Origin of the sequence: Jiangella sp. DSM 45060 (genome assembly GCF_900105175.1) — a bacterium.
Taxonomy (GTDB): domain Bacteria; phylum Actinomycetota; class Actinomycetes; order Jiangellales; family Jiangellaceae; genus Jiangella.
On sequence record NZ_LT629771.1, the window covers coordinates 7,450,512 to 7,464,294 of the forward strand.

General features: G+C 74.1%; 20 protein-coding genes. 14 read left to right on the plus strand and 6 right to left on the minus strand.

Going from position 1 to position 13,783, the window contains the following annotated elements:
- Positions 1 to 207 precede the first annotated feature (207 nt).
- Genes BLU82_RS33690 through BLU82_RS33700 form a run of 3 tightly spaced genes read left to right on the plus strand, consistent with a single transcriptional unit; the run spans position 208 to position 1,794 of the window.
- Entirely contained in the window at positions 208 to 651 is a 444-nt protein-coding gene (locus BLU82_RS33690) for a DUF4395 domain-containing protein (protein ID WP_092625168.1), read from the plus strand.
- Positions 648 to 1,496 (plus strand): sulfurtransferase, encoded by an 849-nt coding sequence (locus BLU82_RS33695; RefSeq protein ID WP_092625170.1) that lies wholly within the window; start codon positions 648 to 650, stop codon positions 1,494 to 1,496. Before BLU82_RS33690 ends, BLU82_RS33695 begins: the two co-directional genes overlap by 4 nt.
- A 1-nt stretch (position 1,497) precedes the next feature.
- Positions 1,498 to 1,794, plus strand: coding sequence for a DUF1416 domain-containing protein (locus BLU82_RS33700; RefSeq protein ID WP_092625172.1), 297 nt, complete (start codon positions 1,498 to 1,500; stop codon positions 1,792 to 1,794).
- Between the two features lie 72 nt (positions 1,795 to 1,866).
- Here BLU82_RS33700 and BLU82_RS33705 read toward each other — a convergent pair whose 3' ends face one another.
- Positions 1,867 to 2,229 carry a DsrE family protein gene (locus BLU82_RS33705; protein ID WP_092625174.1) on the minus strand — a complete coding sequence of 121 codons (363 nt, stop codon included), beginning with the start codon at positions 2,227 to 2,229 and terminating at the stop codon, positions 1,867 to 1,869.
- A gap of 44 nt (positions 2,230 to 2,273) precedes the next feature.
- On the opposite strand from BLU82_RS33705, the gene BLU82_RS33710 reads away from it, so the two are divergent.
- The 3 genes from BLU82_RS33710 (at position 2,274) to BLU82_RS33720 (ending at position 4,338) form a co-directional block, all read left to right on the plus strand.
- Positions 2,274 to 2,702 (plus strand): nuclear transport factor 2 family protein, encoded by a 429-nt coding sequence (locus BLU82_RS33710; protein WP_092625176.1) that lies wholly within the window; start codon positions 2,274 to 2,276, stop codon positions 2,700 to 2,702.
- Between the two features lie 107 nt (positions 2,703 to 2,809).
- A complete protein-coding gene (locus BLU82_RS33715; RefSeq protein WP_092625178.1) occupies positions 2,810 to 3,328 on the plus strand; it encodes an FABP family protein in 519 nt (172 codons plus the stop codon).
- A gap of 29 nt (positions 3,329 to 3,357) precedes the next feature.
- On the plus strand, positions 3,358 to 4,338 hold the full coding sequence (locus BLU82_RS33720) for a folate-binding protein YgfZ (protein WP_092625180.1): 981 nt from the start codon (positions 3,358 to 3,360) through the stop codon (positions 4,336 to 4,338).
- Here BLU82_RS33720 and BLU82_RS33725 read toward each other — a convergent pair.
- Complete coding sequence (locus BLU82_RS33725; RefSeq protein ID WP_092625182.1) at positions 4,326 to 5,171, minus strand: NAD(P)-dependent oxidoreductase; 846 nt, start codon at positions 5,169 to 5,171, stop codon at positions 4,326 to 4,328. The genes BLU82_RS33720 and BLU82_RS33725 overlap by 13 nt on opposite strands.
- 10 nt (positions 5,172 to 5,181) lie before the next feature.
- Positions 5,182 to 5,613 (minus strand): D-aminoacyl-tRNA deacylase, encoded by a 432-nt coding sequence (dtd, locus tag BLU82_RS33730; protein WP_092625184.1) that lies wholly within the window; start codon positions 5,611 to 5,613, stop codon positions 5,182 to 5,184.
- A gap of 74 nt (positions 5,614 to 5,687) precedes the next feature.
- Between dtd and BLU82_RS33735 the strand changes: the two genes are divergently transcribed.
- Genes BLU82_RS33735 through BLU82_RS33750 form a run of 4 tightly spaced genes read left to right on the plus strand, consistent with a single transcriptional unit; the run spans position 5,688 to position 8,485 of the window.
- Entirely contained in the window at positions 5,688 to 6,437 is a 750-nt protein-coding gene (locus tag BLU82_RS33735) for an SDR family NAD(P)-dependent oxidoreductase (RefSeq protein ID WP_092625186.1), read from the plus strand.
- Between the two features lie 55 nt (positions 6,438 to 6,492).
- Positions 6,493 to 7,464 (plus strand): asparaginase, encoded by a 972-nt coding sequence (locus tag BLU82_RS33740; RefSeq protein ID WP_092625187.1) that lies wholly within the window; start codon positions 6,493 to 6,495, stop codon positions 7,462 to 7,464.
- A complete protein-coding gene (locus tag BLU82_RS34900) occupies positions 7,461 to 8,039 on the plus strand; it encodes a TetR/AcrR family transcriptional regulator (RefSeq protein ID WP_092625189.1) in 579 nt (192 codons plus the stop codon). The genes BLU82_RS33740 and BLU82_RS34900 overlap by 4 nt, the downstream gene beginning before the upstream one ends.
- A 26-nt stretch (positions 8,040 to 8,065) precedes the next feature.
- Entirely contained in the window at positions 8,066 to 8,485 is a 420-nt protein-coding gene (locus tag BLU82_RS33750) for a DUF6463 family protein (protein WP_092625191.1), read from the plus strand.
- Here BLU82_RS33750 and BLU82_RS33755 read toward each other — a convergent pair.
- Entirely contained in the window at positions 8,442 to 9,689 is a 1,248-nt protein-coding gene (locus BLU82_RS33755; RefSeq protein WP_231947655.1) for an APC family permease, read from the minus strand. The two genes, BLU82_RS33750 and BLU82_RS33755, sit on opposite strands and share 44 nt — an antisense overlap.
- A gap of 104 nt (positions 9,690 to 9,793) precedes the next feature.
- Between BLU82_RS33755 and BLU82_RS33760 the strand changes: the two genes are divergently transcribed.
- Positions 9,794 to 11,113 carry a hypothetical protein gene (locus tag BLU82_RS33760; RefSeq protein WP_157741426.1) on the plus strand — a complete coding sequence of 440 codons (1,320 nt, stop codon included), beginning with the start codon at positions 9,794 to 9,796 and terminating at the stop codon, positions 11,111 to 11,113.
- A 126-nt stretch (positions 11,114 to 11,239) separates the two neighbouring features.
- Here BLU82_RS33760 and BLU82_RS34615 read toward each other — a convergent pair whose 3' ends face one another.
- On the minus strand, positions 11,240 to 11,518 hold the full coding sequence (locus BLU82_RS34615; protein ID WP_157741427.1) for a hypothetical protein: 279 nt from the start codon (positions 11,516 to 11,518) through the stop codon (positions 11,240 to 11,242).
- Positions 11,519 to 11,527: 9 nt separating this feature from the next.
- Between BLU82_RS34615 and BLU82_RS33765 the strand changes: the two genes are divergently transcribed.
- Genes BLU82_RS33765 through BLU82_RS33775 form a run of 3 tightly spaced genes read left to right on the plus strand, consistent with a single transcriptional unit; the run spans position 11,528 to position 12,760 of the window.
- Entirely contained in the window at positions 11,528 to 11,917 is a 390-nt protein-coding gene (locus tag BLU82_RS33765) for a helix-turn-helix transcriptional regulator (RefSeq protein ID WP_197682642.1), read from the plus strand.
- 5 nt (positions 11,918 to 11,922) lie between these two features.
- Positions 11,923 to 12,384 carry a hypothetical protein gene (locus tag BLU82_RS33770; RefSeq protein ID WP_092625197.1) on the plus strand — a complete coding sequence of 154 codons (462 nt, stop codon included), beginning with the start codon at positions 11,923 to 11,925 and terminating at the stop codon, positions 12,382 to 12,384.
- Between the two features lie 37 nt (positions 12,385 to 12,421).
- Entirely contained in the window at positions 12,422 to 12,760 is a 339-nt protein-coding gene (locus BLU82_RS33775) for a DUF2516 family protein (RefSeq protein ID WP_092625199.1), read from the plus strand.
- Here BLU82_RS33775 and BLU82_RS33780 read toward each other — a convergent pair.
- Positions 12,745 to 13,767: a serine hydrolase gene (locus BLU82_RS33780; protein ID WP_092625201.1), complete on the minus strand. Its 1,023-nt coding sequence runs from the start codon at positions 13,765 to 13,767 to the stop codon at positions 12,745 to 12,747. The genes BLU82_RS33775 and BLU82_RS33780 overlap by 16 nt on opposite strands.
- Positions 13,768 to 13,783 lie beyond the last annotated feature (16 nt).

The following is a 13,783-nucleotide window of genomic DNA, read 5'->3' on the forward strand; positions in this document are numbered from 1 at the left end:
ACGGTGACGACGGCGTGCCGTCGCCGTACGCTCGTCCCATGTTCCGCACCGAGCTCTGGAAGCGCCGCGCCATCGACTTCGGTCGCGCCGCGTCCATGCTCTGTCTGCCCTGACGGGGAACGGCCCCGCCACGCGGCCACGCATTCGCGTCCACGGCCTCTGCCGTTCCTGACGATCGTCTCCCGTTCCGTCCACGTCAGGAGGACCATGCCGACTCGCATCGACCCACGCGGTCCCCGGTTCGCGGCCACGCTCACCACCGTCGTCCTCGCGGTCGTCCTGGTCACGGGCAGCGCCTGGCTGCTGGCCGTCCAGGGTCTGGTGTTCGCGGCCGGAGCGCTGTTCGGGCTGCCGCGGGCGCCGTACGGGCAGCTGTACGCGAAGCTCGTCCGGCCCCGGCTCGGTCCGCCCGGCGAGCTCGAGGACGCCGCGCCGCCGCGGTTCGCCCAGGCCGTCGGGCTGGTGTTCGCCGTCGCCGGCGTCATCGCCTTCGCGGCCGGGCTGACCACGGTCGCGTACGTCGCCGTCGCGGCCGCACTGGCGGCGGCGTTCCTCAACGCGGCCTTCGGCTTCTGCCTGGGCTGCGAGTTCTACCTCGCCTTCCGGCGTCTGTTCCCATCCCAACCCAACACCACGGAGGTCGCGTCATGAGCCGCGAGTCCAGCCTCGTCTCGGCCGACTGGGTCGAGCAGAACCTCGACAACCCGAAGGTGGTGCTCGTCGAGGTCGACGAGGACACCGCCGCCTACGACAAGAACCACATCCGCGGCGCCGTGAAGGTCAACTGGTCCACCGACCTGCGCGACCCGCTGCGTCGTGACTTCGTGAACAAGGAGCAGTTCGAGGCGCTGCTCGGCGGTCTCGGCATCGGCAACGACGACACCGTCGTGCTGTACGGCGGCAACAACAACTGGTTCGCCGCCTACGCGTACTGGTACTTCAAGGTCTACGGGCACGGCGACGTGCGGCTGCTCGACGGCGGCCGGAAGATCTGGGAGCTGGAGAGCCGCGAGCTGGTCGACACCGTCCCGTCGCGCGAGGCCACCAGCTACACCGCGCAGGACCCGGACAACTCGATCCGCGCCTTCCGCGACGAGGTCGTCGCCGCCATCGGCGCGCAGAACCTGGTCGACGTCCGCTCGCCCGACGAGTACGCCGGCCGGCTGCTGGCCCCGGCCCACCTGCCGCAGGAGGTGTCGCAGGTCCCGGGCCACATCCCGACTGCGGCGAACGTTCCGTGGAGCAAGGCGGCCAACGACGACGGCACCTTCCGCTCCGACGACGAGCTGCGCGCCCTCTACGGCGACGCCGGCGTCGACTTCGGCAAGGACACCATCGCCTACTGCCGCATCGGCGAGCGCTCGTCGCACACGTGGTTCGTGCTGCGCGAGATCCTCGGCGTCGAGAACGTCAAGAACTACGACGGCTCGTGGACCGAGTACGGCTCGCTGGTCGGCGTCCCCGTGGCCCTCGGCGACGAGCCCGGGACGGCCTGACATGTGCGGAGCCACGACCGGCGGCGTGTCGCTGGAAGGAGTCGACGTGACCAAGGAGACCGTCATCCAGGGTGTCGTCCACCGTGACGACGCGCCCCTGTCCGGCGCGTACGTGCGGCTGCTCGACGCGACCGGCGAGTTCACCGCCGAGGTCCCGACCAGCGCGACCGGCCAGTTCCGGTTCTTCGCCGCGCCCGGCACCTGGACGCTGCGCACGCTGGCCCCCGGCGCCGACACCGTCGACCGCTCGGTCGTCGCCGACATCGGCGTCACCGACGTCGACGTCCACGTCGGCTGACGCACGGACGCACGAACGGGGCCGGTTCTCACCGGCCCCGTTCCGCTGCCCCGGGGTTTCTGCCGTCCGGCCTCAGTAGACGAGGGCCTGGACGCCGTCGGCCATGATCTCTTCGACGAAGGTCGGTGCGCCGGCGATGCGGACGCCGTCGAGGACGTCGTCGGGGCCGATGCCGCGGCGGGCGGCGCACTGGGTGCACAGCGTCACCGTGCCGCCGGCCAGCAGCGCGTCGAGCAGGTCGGGCAGCGGCGCGGCGTGCGGCAGGTCGAACTCGGCGGCCCGGCCGGGCAGCGCGAACCACGACGACTCACCGGTCAGCCACAGCGACACCGACGCGCCCGCCGCGAGCGCCGTCGTCGCGACGGTGAAGGCCTGCGAGCACCGCTCCGGCGCGTCGGACCCGGCGGTGACCTTGACGACGAGGGTGCGCTCCATGACCGCAAGCCTCACACACCGCCGCGCTGCCTCGTCGTAGGGGCATGGACACCACCGAGATCACGACCCTGCTGGACGCCCGGTCCGCCGCCATCCACGCGAAGGACCTCGACCGGCTGATGTCGTTCTACGCCGACGACATCGTGTACTTCGACGTCGTCCCGCCGCTGTTCTACGCAGGCGCGGACGCCATGCGCGACCGGTTCGCCGACTGGTTCGCCCGCTGGTCCGGCCCGATCGGCCAGGAAACCGATGACGTGCACGTCGAGGCCGGCGGCGACGTCGCGATCGTGCGGATGCTGATCCGGACCAGCGGCACGCTGGTGACCGGCCGCGAGGTCGGCTACTGGGTCCGCGCCACCGACGGGCTGCGGCGCGGCCCCGGCGGCTGGACGATCGCGCACGAGCACGTGTCGCTGCCGGTCGAGTTCCCGCAGGGGACCGCGGCGATGGACCTCGTGCCGGGCGGCTAGACTGCGGGCGTGCTCGAACTCGTCTTCACCAGCATCCTCGTCCTGGTCACCATCGCCGCCGGGATGATGGGCGTGCTCGTGGTCTACAAGCTGTTCAAGGGCCAGGCTTGATCGAGATCCCCGAAGACCTCCACCCGGCCTGCCTGCCGATCGCCTGGCTGCTCGGCCGCTGGGAGGGCGCGGGACTCGGCGACTACCCGACCATCGAGGCGTTCCGGTTCGGCCAGGAGGTCGAGTTCGGCTACGTCCCGGACAAGCCGTTCCTGTCCTACCGCAGCCGCAGCTGGATCCTCGACGACGACGGCAACCTCGTGCGGCCCGCGGCCCGCGAGACCGGCTACTGGCGGCCGCAGGAGAACGACGAGATCGAGGTGCTGCTCACGCACCCGACCGGGTTCGTCGAGATCTACCTCGGGCAGACCGAGCCGGCCCGGGTCGAGCTGGCCACGCGCGGCGTCCTGAAGACCGAGACCGCCAAGGACTACCGCACCGGCCACCGGCTGTACGGGCTGGTCGAGGGCGCGCTGATGTACGTGTACGAGATGTCGGCCATGGGCCACGAGCTGCAGCCGCACCTGTCGGCCGAGCTCAAGCGGGTCACCGGGGCCACCGAAGCCCGGGACTGATTCCGGCCCTCCCGGCGTTGGGAAGAGATATGGACGCCTACCGCAGCCCGCTGCTCGCCACCCCGGGGGCCGTCGCGGCCACCGCGCCCGACGACGGCGTCGCCGCGCACTACGGCGACCCGTTCCGCGAGCAGCGCCGCCTCGTCGACGGCGAGGGCGCGGTCGACCTCTCCCACCGCGGCGTCCTGCGGGTCAGCGGCCCCGACCGCCTGACGTGGCTGCACCAGCTCCTCACCCAGCACGTCGAGCACCTCGAGCCGCACCGCGCCACGTCCGCGCTGGTCCTCGACGCGCACGGCCGGGTCGAACACGCGCTCTACGGCGTCGACGACGGCGAGGCGTTCTGGTTCCACACCGAGCCGACGTCGGCCGAGCCGCTGCGCGACTACCTGGAGAAGATGAAGTTCTGGTCCCAGGTCGAGGTCGCCGACGTGACCGACGAGTTCGCCGTCGTCTGGGAGCCCCGGCCCGAACCGGCCGAGCGGCACCTGAGCCGGGTCACCGAGCGCGGCCGCGACGTGTTCGTCCCGCGGGCCGAACTGGCGGCGTACGTGGGCGGAACCGAGCCGGCCGGCGTGTGGGCGTACGAGGCGCTGCGCATCGAGGCGCGCGAGCCGCGTCAAGGCCTCGACACCGACGACCGCACCATCCCGCACGAGGTCGGCTGGATCGGCACCGCCGTCCACCTCGACAAGGGCTGCTACCGCGGCCAGGAGACCGTCGCCCGGGTGCACACGCTGGGCCGGCCGCCGCGCCGCCTCGTCCTGCTGCACCTCGACGGCTCCGTCGACACCCTGCCCGAGCACGGCGCCCCCGTCGAGCTCGACGGCCGCGCCGTCGGCACCGTCGGCTCGGCCGCCCGCCACCACGAGCTGGGCCCCGTCGCGCTCGCCGTCGTCAAGCGGAACACTCCCGTCGACGCCGAGCTGCTGGCCGGTGGCGTGGCCGCCGCCCAGGAGGTCGTCGTCGACCCCGAGGCCGGCCTGCACGTGCGGCCTCAGCTGCGCTGACGCCACCCGTACCGCGGCTCGTAGCCGAGCACCCGGCGGGCCTTCTCGATCGACAGCAGCGTGTCGTGCTCGCCGACGTCGCGCCGCTGCACACCCGGGAAGACCTCGTCCAGCAACTCGCCGTTGGGACGCTCCATGACGGTGTCGGCGTTGGCGATGACGAACACGTCGGCGCCGGTCAGCGGCGCCTCGAGGGCCAGCCGGACGGCTTGCGCGGCGTCGCGGGCGTCGATGTAGCCCCACAGGTTCCACTTGCGCAGCAGCGCGTCGTCCTGGAACGACGCGAACCGCGCGTAGTCATCGGGGTCCATGACGTTCGACAGCCGCAGCCCGATGATCTTGCGCTCCGGGTCCCATCGGCAGAACTGCTCGGCCATCGTCTCGCCGACCAGCTTGGACAGCGAGTACGCGGTCTCCGGCCGGCCCGGGTACTCCTCGTCGACGGGGACGTACGGCGGCGGCGTGTCGAACGGCAGCCCGAGCACGGTCTCGCTGGACGCCCACACGACGTTCTTGATGTCCAGCCGACGGGCCGCCTCGAACACGTTGTAGGTGCTCAGGGTGTTGACGGAGAACGTGACGGGGTTCGGCGCCAGCCCCGGCGCCCGGATGGCCGCCAGGTGCACGATGCCGGTGACCCCGCTGACGCGGTCGTCGATGCCGGCGAACGCCGCCACCGTCTGCCCGTAGTCGGTGAGGTCGACGCGGCTGTGCCGGACGGACGGGTCGGCCGGCGGCGCGAGGTCCACCGAGACGACGTCGTAGCCGTGCGCCGTCAGGTCCGCGACGCAGGCCCGGCCGGCCTGGCCGCTGCCACCGGTCACGATGATCATGGGCTGCCCTTCAGGTCTCGAGGAGGAGTGTCACCGGGCCGTCGTTGACCAGGCTGACCCGCATGTCCGCGCCGAACACGCCGGTCTCGACGGCCGCGCCGAGCCCGCGCAGCGCGGTGACGAACTCGGCGACGAGCGGCTCGGACACCGGCCCCGGCGCCGCCGCGCCCCACGACGGGCGGCGGCCCTTCGCGGTGTCGGCGTAGAGCGTGAACTGGCTGACGACGAGGACCGGCGCGCCGACGTCGGACGCGGACCGCTCGTCGGCGAGGATGCGCAGGCCCCAGACCTTGCGGGCCAGCTTGGCGGCGTCGTCGGCGCTGTCGTCGTGGGTCACCCCGACCAGCACCAGCAGCCCCTGCCCGTCCGGTTCGATCGCGCCGACGATCTCGCCGTCCACCGAGACCGACGCCGACGTCACCCGCTGCACGACCGCTCGCATGCAGCGCATCGTCGCACGAACGCGGCGGCCGTTTGCCGCCAGCACCGCCCACCGGCCGCACGCAGGATCGAGGCATGAACACGAAACCTCCTCTGGACGGCCGTGCGGCCATGGTGATCGGCGGCAGCCGCGGCATCGGCGCGGCGGTGGTCCGCCGGCTGGCCCGCGACGGCGCCGACGTCGGCTTCACGTACGTCACCGCGGCCGCGGCCGCCGACGAGCTGGTCGCCGAGGTCGAGCGGACCGGACGGCGCGCGCTCGCGCTGCCCGTCGACAGCGCCGACGCCGCCGCGCTGTCCGCCGCCGTCGACATCGTCGCGGACCGGTTCGGCCGGCTGGACGTCCTGGTCAACAACGCCGCCCTCTACCCCGTCGGCCCGATCGACGAGCTCACCGTCGAGGAGTTCGACCGCACCGTCGCCGTCAACGTCCGTGCCCCGTTCGTCGCGGCGACGGCGGCCGCGCGGCACATGACCGGCGGCGGCAGCATCGTCACCATCGGAAGCCTGGTCGCCGAGCGGACGGTCTTCCCCGGCTACGGGCTGTACTCGATGAGCAAGACCGCGCTGGTCGGGCTGACGAAGGGGCTCGCGCGCGACCTCGGCGGACGGGGCATCCGGGCGACGCTGGTACATCCCGGGCCGACGGACACCGACCTCAACCCGGCCGACGGGCCGTACTCCGACACCATCCGGTCGCACACCGCGCTCGGCCGGTACGCCGGCACGGACGAGATCGCCGCCACCGTCGCGCACCTCGCCGGCGACGACGGCCGCTACATCACCGGGACGTCGGTGCTGGTGGACGGCGGTTTCACCATCTGAGCGCGCTCGTGACAGGATCGTCGCACCTGTTTGCGCCGACGATCCGAGGAGCGACATGCACGCGGGCGACGCCGTCCTGGTGGCTGAGGTGGTCCGGTCGGGGCTGGTCGAGTCACGGCACCATGGCTCGGTGGCCGCGCTGGCCGCAGACGGATCGGTGGCGTTCACCGCCGGCCGCGCCGACGAGCCGATGTACCCGCGGTCGTCGAACAAGCCGGCGCAGGCCGCGGCGATGCTGCGGCTGGGGCTGCCGCTGGACGACGCGCCGGAGCTGCTGGCGCTCGCGGCGGCCAGCCACTCCGGCGAGCCGATCCACCTCGACGGCGTGCGGCGCATCCTCGCGCTCGGCGACCTGGACGAGTCGGCGCTGCGCAACACGCCGGGCTTCCCGATCGACCACGACACGATGGTCGACTACGTCCGCAAGGGCGGTGAGCCGTCGTCACTGGCGGCCGACTGCTCCGGCAAGCATGCCGCGATGCTGCTGACCTGCGTCGTCAACTCCTGGCCGGTCGAGGACTATCTGGACCCGGCGCATCCGCTGCAGGCGGCGATCCACGACACCGTCGGCTCGCTGGCGGGTGCGCCGGTCGCGCACACCGGCGTCGACGGCTGCGGCGCGCCGCTGTTCGCGTTGCCGCTGACCGGGCTGGCGCGGCTGTTCCGGTCGCTCGCGCTGGCGCCGCCCGGGACGCCGGAGCGGCGGGTGGTCGACGCCATCCAGGCGCACCCTGAGCACACCAGCGGCACGACGCGCGACGAGGCACGGCTGATCCGCGGCGTGCCCGGTCTGTTCGCCAAGGCCGGCGCCGAAGCCGTCCTCGCCGCCGCCCTCGACGACGGCCGCGCGGTCGCTGTCAAGATCGACGACGGGGGAGCGCGGGCGCGCATGCCGGTCCTGGTCGCAGCACTTCGCCGGCTGGGGGTCGAGGCGCCGGTGCTCGACGCCCTCTCCGACACCCCCGTCCTGGGCGGCGGTCACCCCGTCGGCACCCTCCGCCCCGCCGTGGACTGGCCGGAGCGGTGAGCGACCTCCGCGCCCGCCGGCGCCGCACGACCCGCGGTGAGATCGTCGAGGCGGGGCTGCGGCTGTTCGACGAGCGCGGCTACGACGCGGTGACGATGGAGCAGATCGCGGCCGCCGCCGGGGTGTCGCGGCGGACGCTGTATCGGCACTTCCCGACGAAGGACCGGATCCTGCTCGACCTCCCGGTCGAGTGGATGGCGATGTGGGACGAGGTGGTCGCGGGCGTCCCGGCCGACCTCCCGCCGCGCGAGGTGGTCGAGCAGGCCGCGCGTGCCATCGGGGCGCGGCTGGACGACGAGGGCGCGCGCATCCGCACCGCCTGGCGCATCAGCGACGCCGTCCCCGCCCTGCAGGCGGCGTTCCTCGCGAACCCGGCCTGGACGGCGCGCGTCGTGACGGTGCTGGAGGACCCGGCCCGCGGGGCGCCGCTCGACCACGCGACCGCCGTGGTGATCGCGGGCGCCTATCTGGGTGCGCTGGACGCGGCGATGCTGCGGTGGGCGGCCGAGGGCGGCGGCACCGTCGCCGAGGCCGTCGAGCTGATCCTCGACCGGCTGGCCGCGATCTGGCCGTAGGTGGCACATTGTGCCATCATGGCATCATGACGCACACCGCGCGCCGTCCACTCGTCGGCTGGTCCCTGCTGATCATCGCCGGCCTGCACGTCCTGAGCGCCCCGATGATCTACCCCGACTCACTGCGCTCGACGTGGGAGGCCGGCGTCGTGCTGGCGGTCGAGGCCGACCCCGCCCTGATCGCCGAGCGCGGCGTCGGTTTCTGGTACGTCACGGCCGGTCTCGGCGTCGGCCTGCTCGGCGGCGTCGTGCGGTCCATGGAGCGACGGGGCGACGCGCCGCCGCGCGGGCTGGGCTGGGGGCTGCTGGCGGTGACCGTGTGGGGCGTCGCGCTCATGCCGGCCTCGGGGTTCTGGGCGCTCCTCGTCCCGGCCGTCCTGACGTTGCGGCAGCCGCGGCCGGTCACGGCCGGGCACGTCGCCGCAGGAGCGCGCGGACGGCCATGACGACGGCGAGCCCGGCGGCGCCCGCCACGACCGTCCGCCACGGCAGCGACACCGCGAGCAGCACGCACGACGCCAGGCCGGCGGCGGACAGCCAGCGCGGCCACCGGCGCTCGTCCGGGCCCAGCCGCCACGCCGCCGTGTTGGCGACCGCGTAGTACACCAGCACGGCGAACGCGCTCGCCGCGAGCGTCGTCGCGAGGTCGCCGACCAGCACGAACAGGACCGTCACGACGGCGGAGGCCAGCTCGGCGACGTGCGGGACGCGACGGCGGGCGTGGACGGCCGCGAGCCGGGCCGGGAGGTCGCCGGCCGACGCCATCGCGAACGCCGTCCGTCCGACTCCGGCCTGCAGCGACAGCAGCGCGCCCAGCGCCGCCACCGCCGCGCCCGCCGCCACGACCGGCTCGAGCCAGGACGCCCCGGCGGCGGCCGCGACCGCCCGCAGCGGCCGCGCCGACTCCGCCGTCCCGTGCGCGCCGAGCACCAGCAGCACCGTCAGCCCGACCGCCGCGTAGAGCACGAGCGTCGCCGTCAGCGAGACGACGACGGCGCGGGGGATCGCCGCCGGATCGCGGACCTCCTCGCCCAGGGTCGTGATGCGCGCGTACCCGGCGAACGCGTAGAACAGAACGGCGGCCGAGCCGAGCACCCCCAGGACGCCGCCCGAAGGCCCGGACGACCAGTCCGGCGCCACCCCGGCGCCGCCCAGCCCCGTCACGACGACGGCCGCCAGCACCGCGACCACCACCGCCACGAGCACCGCGCCGACCCGCGCCGTCCGCGTCACCCCGGCCAGGTTCACCGCCGTCACGGCCACGACGGCGGCCAGCGCCACCAAGACGTCCTGCGACGGCCACAGGTACGCGCCGACCGCCAGCGCCGCCGTCGCGCACGACGCCGACTTGCCCAGCACGAACGCGTACCCCGCCAGCGCGCCCCACGCGTCGCCCAGCCGCAGCCGCCCGTAGTGGTAGGCGCCGCCGGCCTCCGGATGGACGGCGGCCAGCTGGGCGGTCGACGTCGCGTTGCAGAAGGCGACGAACGCCGCGACCGCCAGCCCGGCCAGCAGCCACGCGCCGGCCGCGTCCGCCGCCGGCTGCCAGGCGACGAACACGCCGGTGCCGATCATCGCGGCCAGCCCGACCGCGACCGCGTCGCCGGTGCCGAGCCGTCTGACCAGCCGGGACTCTGGGGGTGGGGTCACGGCACCATCCTGGACCCTCGAACCAACTCCCGGAGAACGGACGGCGGCCGAACCGTGACCGGGCGGAGAACGTCGCAATGGTCTGGACCACGTACGCTGGTGAGGTGCGATCGTCCCGCCGCCTCGGGTGGCGCATCGGGCTGCCGGCGGTGATCCTCGTCATCGCCGCACTCAGCATGGCCCCGTCGCGCGGCACGGTCCTCCCGCTGCGGGCCGACGGCGTCATGGTCGAGCCCGGTGGCGCGGTGGCCACGGTGCCGGCCGGATCCGACGCGGCGTTCGTGCCGGGCAGCAGCGTGCTCAGCTCCGCGAACCGGTCCGATCCCGCCGTCTCCGCCCAGATCGACGACGACCGCCGCTGGCTGTCCGACGGCGACATCCCCGGCCACGGCACGCGGTACCACGCGATGTCCGAGCGGGCGCTGCTCGACCTCCGCGCGCTGACGTCGCCGACCGGCGCGCTGATCGCCGCCCCCGTCACCGCCTGGCGGCACGTCTGGCCACGCGACGCGTCGTTCGCGGCCGCCGCCTACGCCGTCACCGGACACGACGACGAAGCGGCCGACGTGCTCGGCTTCCTCGCCCGGGTGGCCCCGGCCGACGGCGAGTGGGAGGCGCGCTACCTCGCCGACGGCTCCGGCCCGCCCGACGACCGGCCCAAGCAGCTCGACAGCGCCGGCTGGGTGCTGTGGGCGGTGTGGCTGGTGTCGCGGACGGTCGAGCCCGTGGTCGCGTCCGAGGTGCTCGAAGAGATGCGCCCGGCCGTCATCGCGTCGGCGAACGCCATCGTCGGCTCCCTCGAGGACGACGGCCTGCCCGAGCCGTCGTCGGACTACTGGGAGAAGGAGGAGTCGGAGCTGACGCTCGGGGTGGCGGCGCCGCTGTCGCTCGGGCTGCGCTCGGCGCTCGCGCTGGCCCCGCAGCTCGGCGTCGACGACCCGTTCGTCTGGAGCAACGCGGCCCGGCGTCTCGACGAGGCGATCGCGCGCGAGTTCGGGCCGCACGGGTACCCGCGGACCCTGCCCGACGGTGGCGCCGACGCCGCCGTGACGTTCCTCGCCCCGCCCTTCGCGCCGTCGACGCCCGACGTCAGCGCGGCCGTGCGCGACACCGAGGTGGCGCTGCGCGTCCCCAACGGCGGCCACCGCCCCGGCGAGGCCTGGCGCAAGGACGTCGACGTCGCGTGGACGCCCGAGACGGCGCTGCTGGCGCTCGCCCTGGCCGGCAACGGCGATCGCGACGACGCCGACCGCCTGCTCACCTTCCTCGACGACTACCGCACGCCGCTCGGCTCCCTGCCCGAGAAGGTCGACTCCGAGGCGACGCCCGCCTCCGTCGCGCCCCTCGCCTGGACGTCGTCGCTGGTGCTGCTCACGCTGGCGGAGCTGGAAGACGGGCTTCCGGTCGTGCCCGCCGCCGACTGAGGCTGCTCTACCGGCCAGCCGTTCGGTCGCCGCGGACCTGCCGGTCGCCGCGCGAACGTTGTCGGTGCCCGCCCGTAGGGTGGGTGCCCTCCCAGCCGGGCGGGGACCGTGCTCCGGCTGAACCGCTCAGGTGGCCGCCGCCCGCTGCCTCGCTGCCGACCCGCCACTCGCCGCACAGCCGACTCGCCGTCCCGCCGTCCCGCCGGCCAGCCGTCCCGCCGTCCCGCCGGCCAGCCGTCCCGCCGGCCCGCCGGCCAGCCGTCCCGCCGGCCAGCCGTCCCGCCGGCCCGCCGTCCCGCCGGCCCGCCGGCCAGCCGTCCCGCCGGCCAGCCGTCCCGCCGGCCCGCCGTCCCGTTGCCCGGCCGGCCCCTCCAGCCCAGGCCCGTTCACCTCCGCGCTAGCCACCGTTTGCAGATGCTTGCAAAAGTTAGCTACAGTCGAAGCATGACGAAGGTCGGCATCGGCGAGTTCCTCCGCGACCAGCGGCGCACCGCGCAGCTGTCGCTCCGGCAGCTGTCCGACCTCGCCGGCGTCAGCAACCCGTACCTCAGCCAGATCGAGCGCGGCCTGCGCAAACCGTCGGCCGAGGTGTTGCAGCAGATCGCGAAGGCGCTGCGCATCTCCTCCGAGGCGCTCTACGTCCGGGCCGGGCTGCTGGACGAACCCAGCGGCGACCACAGCGTCGAGGACGCCGTCCTGGCCGACCCGGGCCTCGACGAGCAGCAGAAGCGGGCGCTGCTCGACGTCTACGCGTCGTTCCGCGCGGCCAACGCCGCCCGCACGAGCACAGAGAAAGAAGGATGAGACCCATGCCTGCCACCACCGAGAACACCGACCGCAAGCCGCTCTACGCCGCCGCCGGAGCCGCCGAGGCCGCCGTCCAGGCGCTGCGAGAGCTGCCGGCGAAGGTCGCCGAGGCCGTCAACGACGAGAAGCTGCGCGACGAGTTCCGCACGCGGTTCGCCGAGCTGCCGGCCGACGTGAAGGCGTTCCGCGAGGGCCTGCCCGACCTCCTGCTGTCGGCGCAGGCGAAGGCCGCCGACCTGCCGCAGAAGGTGCGCGAGCTGCTGGCCGACGCCGGTCGCGAGGCCGGCAAGGCCTACGAGCAGTTCGCCACCCGCGGCGAGGGCGTCGTCACGAAGCTGCGCGCCGAGTACGGGCCGGCCGTCGAGCACGCCGTCGCGAACGTGCGCGACCGGGTGGCCGACGCCGCCGACGAGGTGGCCGAGATCACCGAGAAGGCGGCCGACGACCTGAAGACCAAGCGCTGACCTCGGCGCACACCGCTAGATCACGTAGAGTTGCGCCATGGGCCCCAACGCTTTCGGTGACTTCCAGTCCTGGATCCTGGTGCTGCTGGGTGTCGGCGCGCTGGGGCTGAAGGGGTACGCGTTCGTCGACGCGCTCCGCGTGCCGCAGCAGGCGTTCCCCGCCGCCGGCAAATGGAGCAAGACCATCTGGCTGTCCATCCTGGGCGTCGCCACCCTCATCGAGATCGCGCTGTTCCCGTCGCCGCTGTTCTTCGTGAACCTGCTCGGCGTGGTCGGCGCGGCCGTGTACCTGGTCGACGTCCGGCCGGCGGTGCGGCAGTACGGCGGCGGCCGGCGCGGCGGCAACACCCACGACGGCCCCTACGGCCCCTGGTGACCGGCCAGTAGCGCGAACGCGTCCGCGCCCAGCGCGAAGAACGCGTCGGGGTCGGCCAGCGCGCTCGCGGACGTCGCCGCGGCCTGCATGACGAACACGTACCGCTGCCCGTCGGCGCGCTCGCCGTACCACGACGCCGTCAGTACGCCGGGTGCGCTGCCGCCCTTGTAGCTGACGTAGGGCCAGTGGCCCTCGTCGATCGTCACCCCGCGGTTCTGCCCCAGCACCTCGCGCAGGACGGGGTCCGGCGACGCGTGCAGCGCCGCGTGGGCCGCGCACACGTCCAGGGCGGAGCCGAACCAGTCGACGCCGGAGTTCCAGACCGGGCCGGTGACGTCCGGCCCGGAGACCCGCAGCGGGCCGCCGGGCAGCGCCGCCAGCATCCGCGTCCGCGCCGCCGCCCCGGCCTCGGCCCAGTCGTCACGCAGGTCCAGCGGCCCCCAGCCGATGGTGAAGAACTCGCGCGTGGTGAGGAACGGACGGTTCAGCCGCGGCCGCGCGTGTCCCATCGCCGTCATCGCGTCCTCGACGGCGGACCGGCCCACGCGGTCCATCAGCAGCTCGGCGCCGGTGTTGTCGCTGACCGCGATCATCGCCGCGGCCGCCCGTTCCACGGAGACCGCGGTGCCGTCGGGCAGATCCTGCAGCTCGCCTGACGGCAGGCTGCGCAGCCCGCCGTTGACGGTGAGCTGGTCGGCCCAGGACAGTGAGCCGGCGTCGACGGCGGCCGCGACGGCGCCCAGCACATACAGCTTGAAGATCGAGGCCATCGGCCGAGGCGTGGCAGGGTCGAGTTCCGCCACCGGCTCACAGCGCCCCGACTCGTCGACGCGGGCCGCCACCATGCCGACGTCGGCGTCGAGGGCCTCCAGCCGGCCGCTCAGGTCGTCCCAGGAGGTCGCGGCGGCGGGGGACGGGGTGACGGGCGTCAGCGCCGGCTCGTCGCCGGCCGCGCAGCCCGCGCACAGAGCCACGAACGCCGCGAGAGTGACGGCGGCGCGGCGCATCGGGCTACTCTACGGA

What these genes read in the sequence shown, in the direction of transcription:
- BLU82_RS33720 (WP_092625180.1), top strand. Translation starts at nt 3,358, where the DNA reads ATGGACGCCTACCGCAGCCCGCTGCTCGCCACCCCGGGGGCCGTCGCG.
- dtd (WP_092625184.1), bottom strand. Translation starts at nt 5,613, where the DNA reads ATGCGAGCGGTCGTGCAGCGGGTGACGTCGGCGTCGGTCTCGGTGGAC.
- BLU82_RS33765 (WP_197682642.1), top strand. Translation starts at nt 11,528, where the DNA reads ATGCTTGCAAAAGTTAGCTACAGTCGAAGCATGACGAAGGTCGGCATC.
- BLU82_RS33690 (WP_092625168.1), top strand. Translation starts at nt 208, where the DNA reads ATGCCGACTCGCATCGACCCACGCGGTCCCCGGTTCGCGGCCACGCTC.
- BLU82_RS33735 (WP_092625186.1), top strand. Translation starts at nt 5,688, where the DNA reads ATGAACACGAAACCTCCTCTGGACGGCCGTGCGGCCATGGTGATCGGC.
- BLU82_RS33705 (WP_092625174.1), bottom strand. Translation starts at nt 2,229, where the DNA reads ATGGAGCGCACCCTCGTCGTCAAGGTCACCGCCGGGTCCGACGCGCCG.
- BLU82_RS33770 (WP_092625197.1), top strand. Translation starts at nt 11,923, where the DNA reads ATGCCTGCCACCACCGAGAACACCGACCGCAAGCCGCTCTACGCCGCC.
- BLU82_RS33750 (WP_092625191.1), top strand. Translation starts at nt 8,066, where the DNA reads ATGACGCACACCGCGCGCCGTCCACTCGTCGGCTGGTCCCTGCTGATC.
- BLU82_RS33695 (WP_092625170.1), top strand. Translation starts at nt 648, where the DNA reads ATGAGCCGCGAGTCCAGCCTCGTCTCGGCCGACTGGGTCGAGCAGAAC.
- BLU82_RS33780 (WP_092625201.1), bottom strand. Translation starts at nt 13,767, where the DNA reads ATGCGCCGCGCCGCCGTCACTCTCGCGGCGTTCGTGGCTCTGTGCGCG.
- BLU82_RS33710 (WP_092625176.1), top strand. Translation starts at nt 2,274, where the DNA reads ATGGACACCACCGAGATCACGACCCTGCTGGACGCCCGGTCCGCCGCC.
- BLU82_RS33775 (WP_092625199.1), top strand. Translation starts at nt 12,422, where the DNA reads ATGGGCCCCAACGCTTTCGGTGACTTCCAGTCCTGGATCCTGGTGCTG.
- BLU82_RS33740 (WP_092625187.1), top strand. Translation starts at nt 6,493, where the DNA reads ATGCACGCGGGCGACGCCGTCCTGGTGGCTGAGGTGGTCCGGTCGGGG.
- BLU82_RS33725 (WP_092625182.1), bottom strand. Translation starts at nt 5,171, where the DNA reads ATGATCATCGTGACCGGTGGCAGCGGCCAGGCCGGCCGGGCCTGCGTC.
- BLU82_RS33700 (WP_092625172.1), top strand. Translation starts at nt 1,498, where the DNA reads ATGTGCGGAGCCACGACCGGCGGCGTGTCGCTGGAAGGAGTCGACGTG.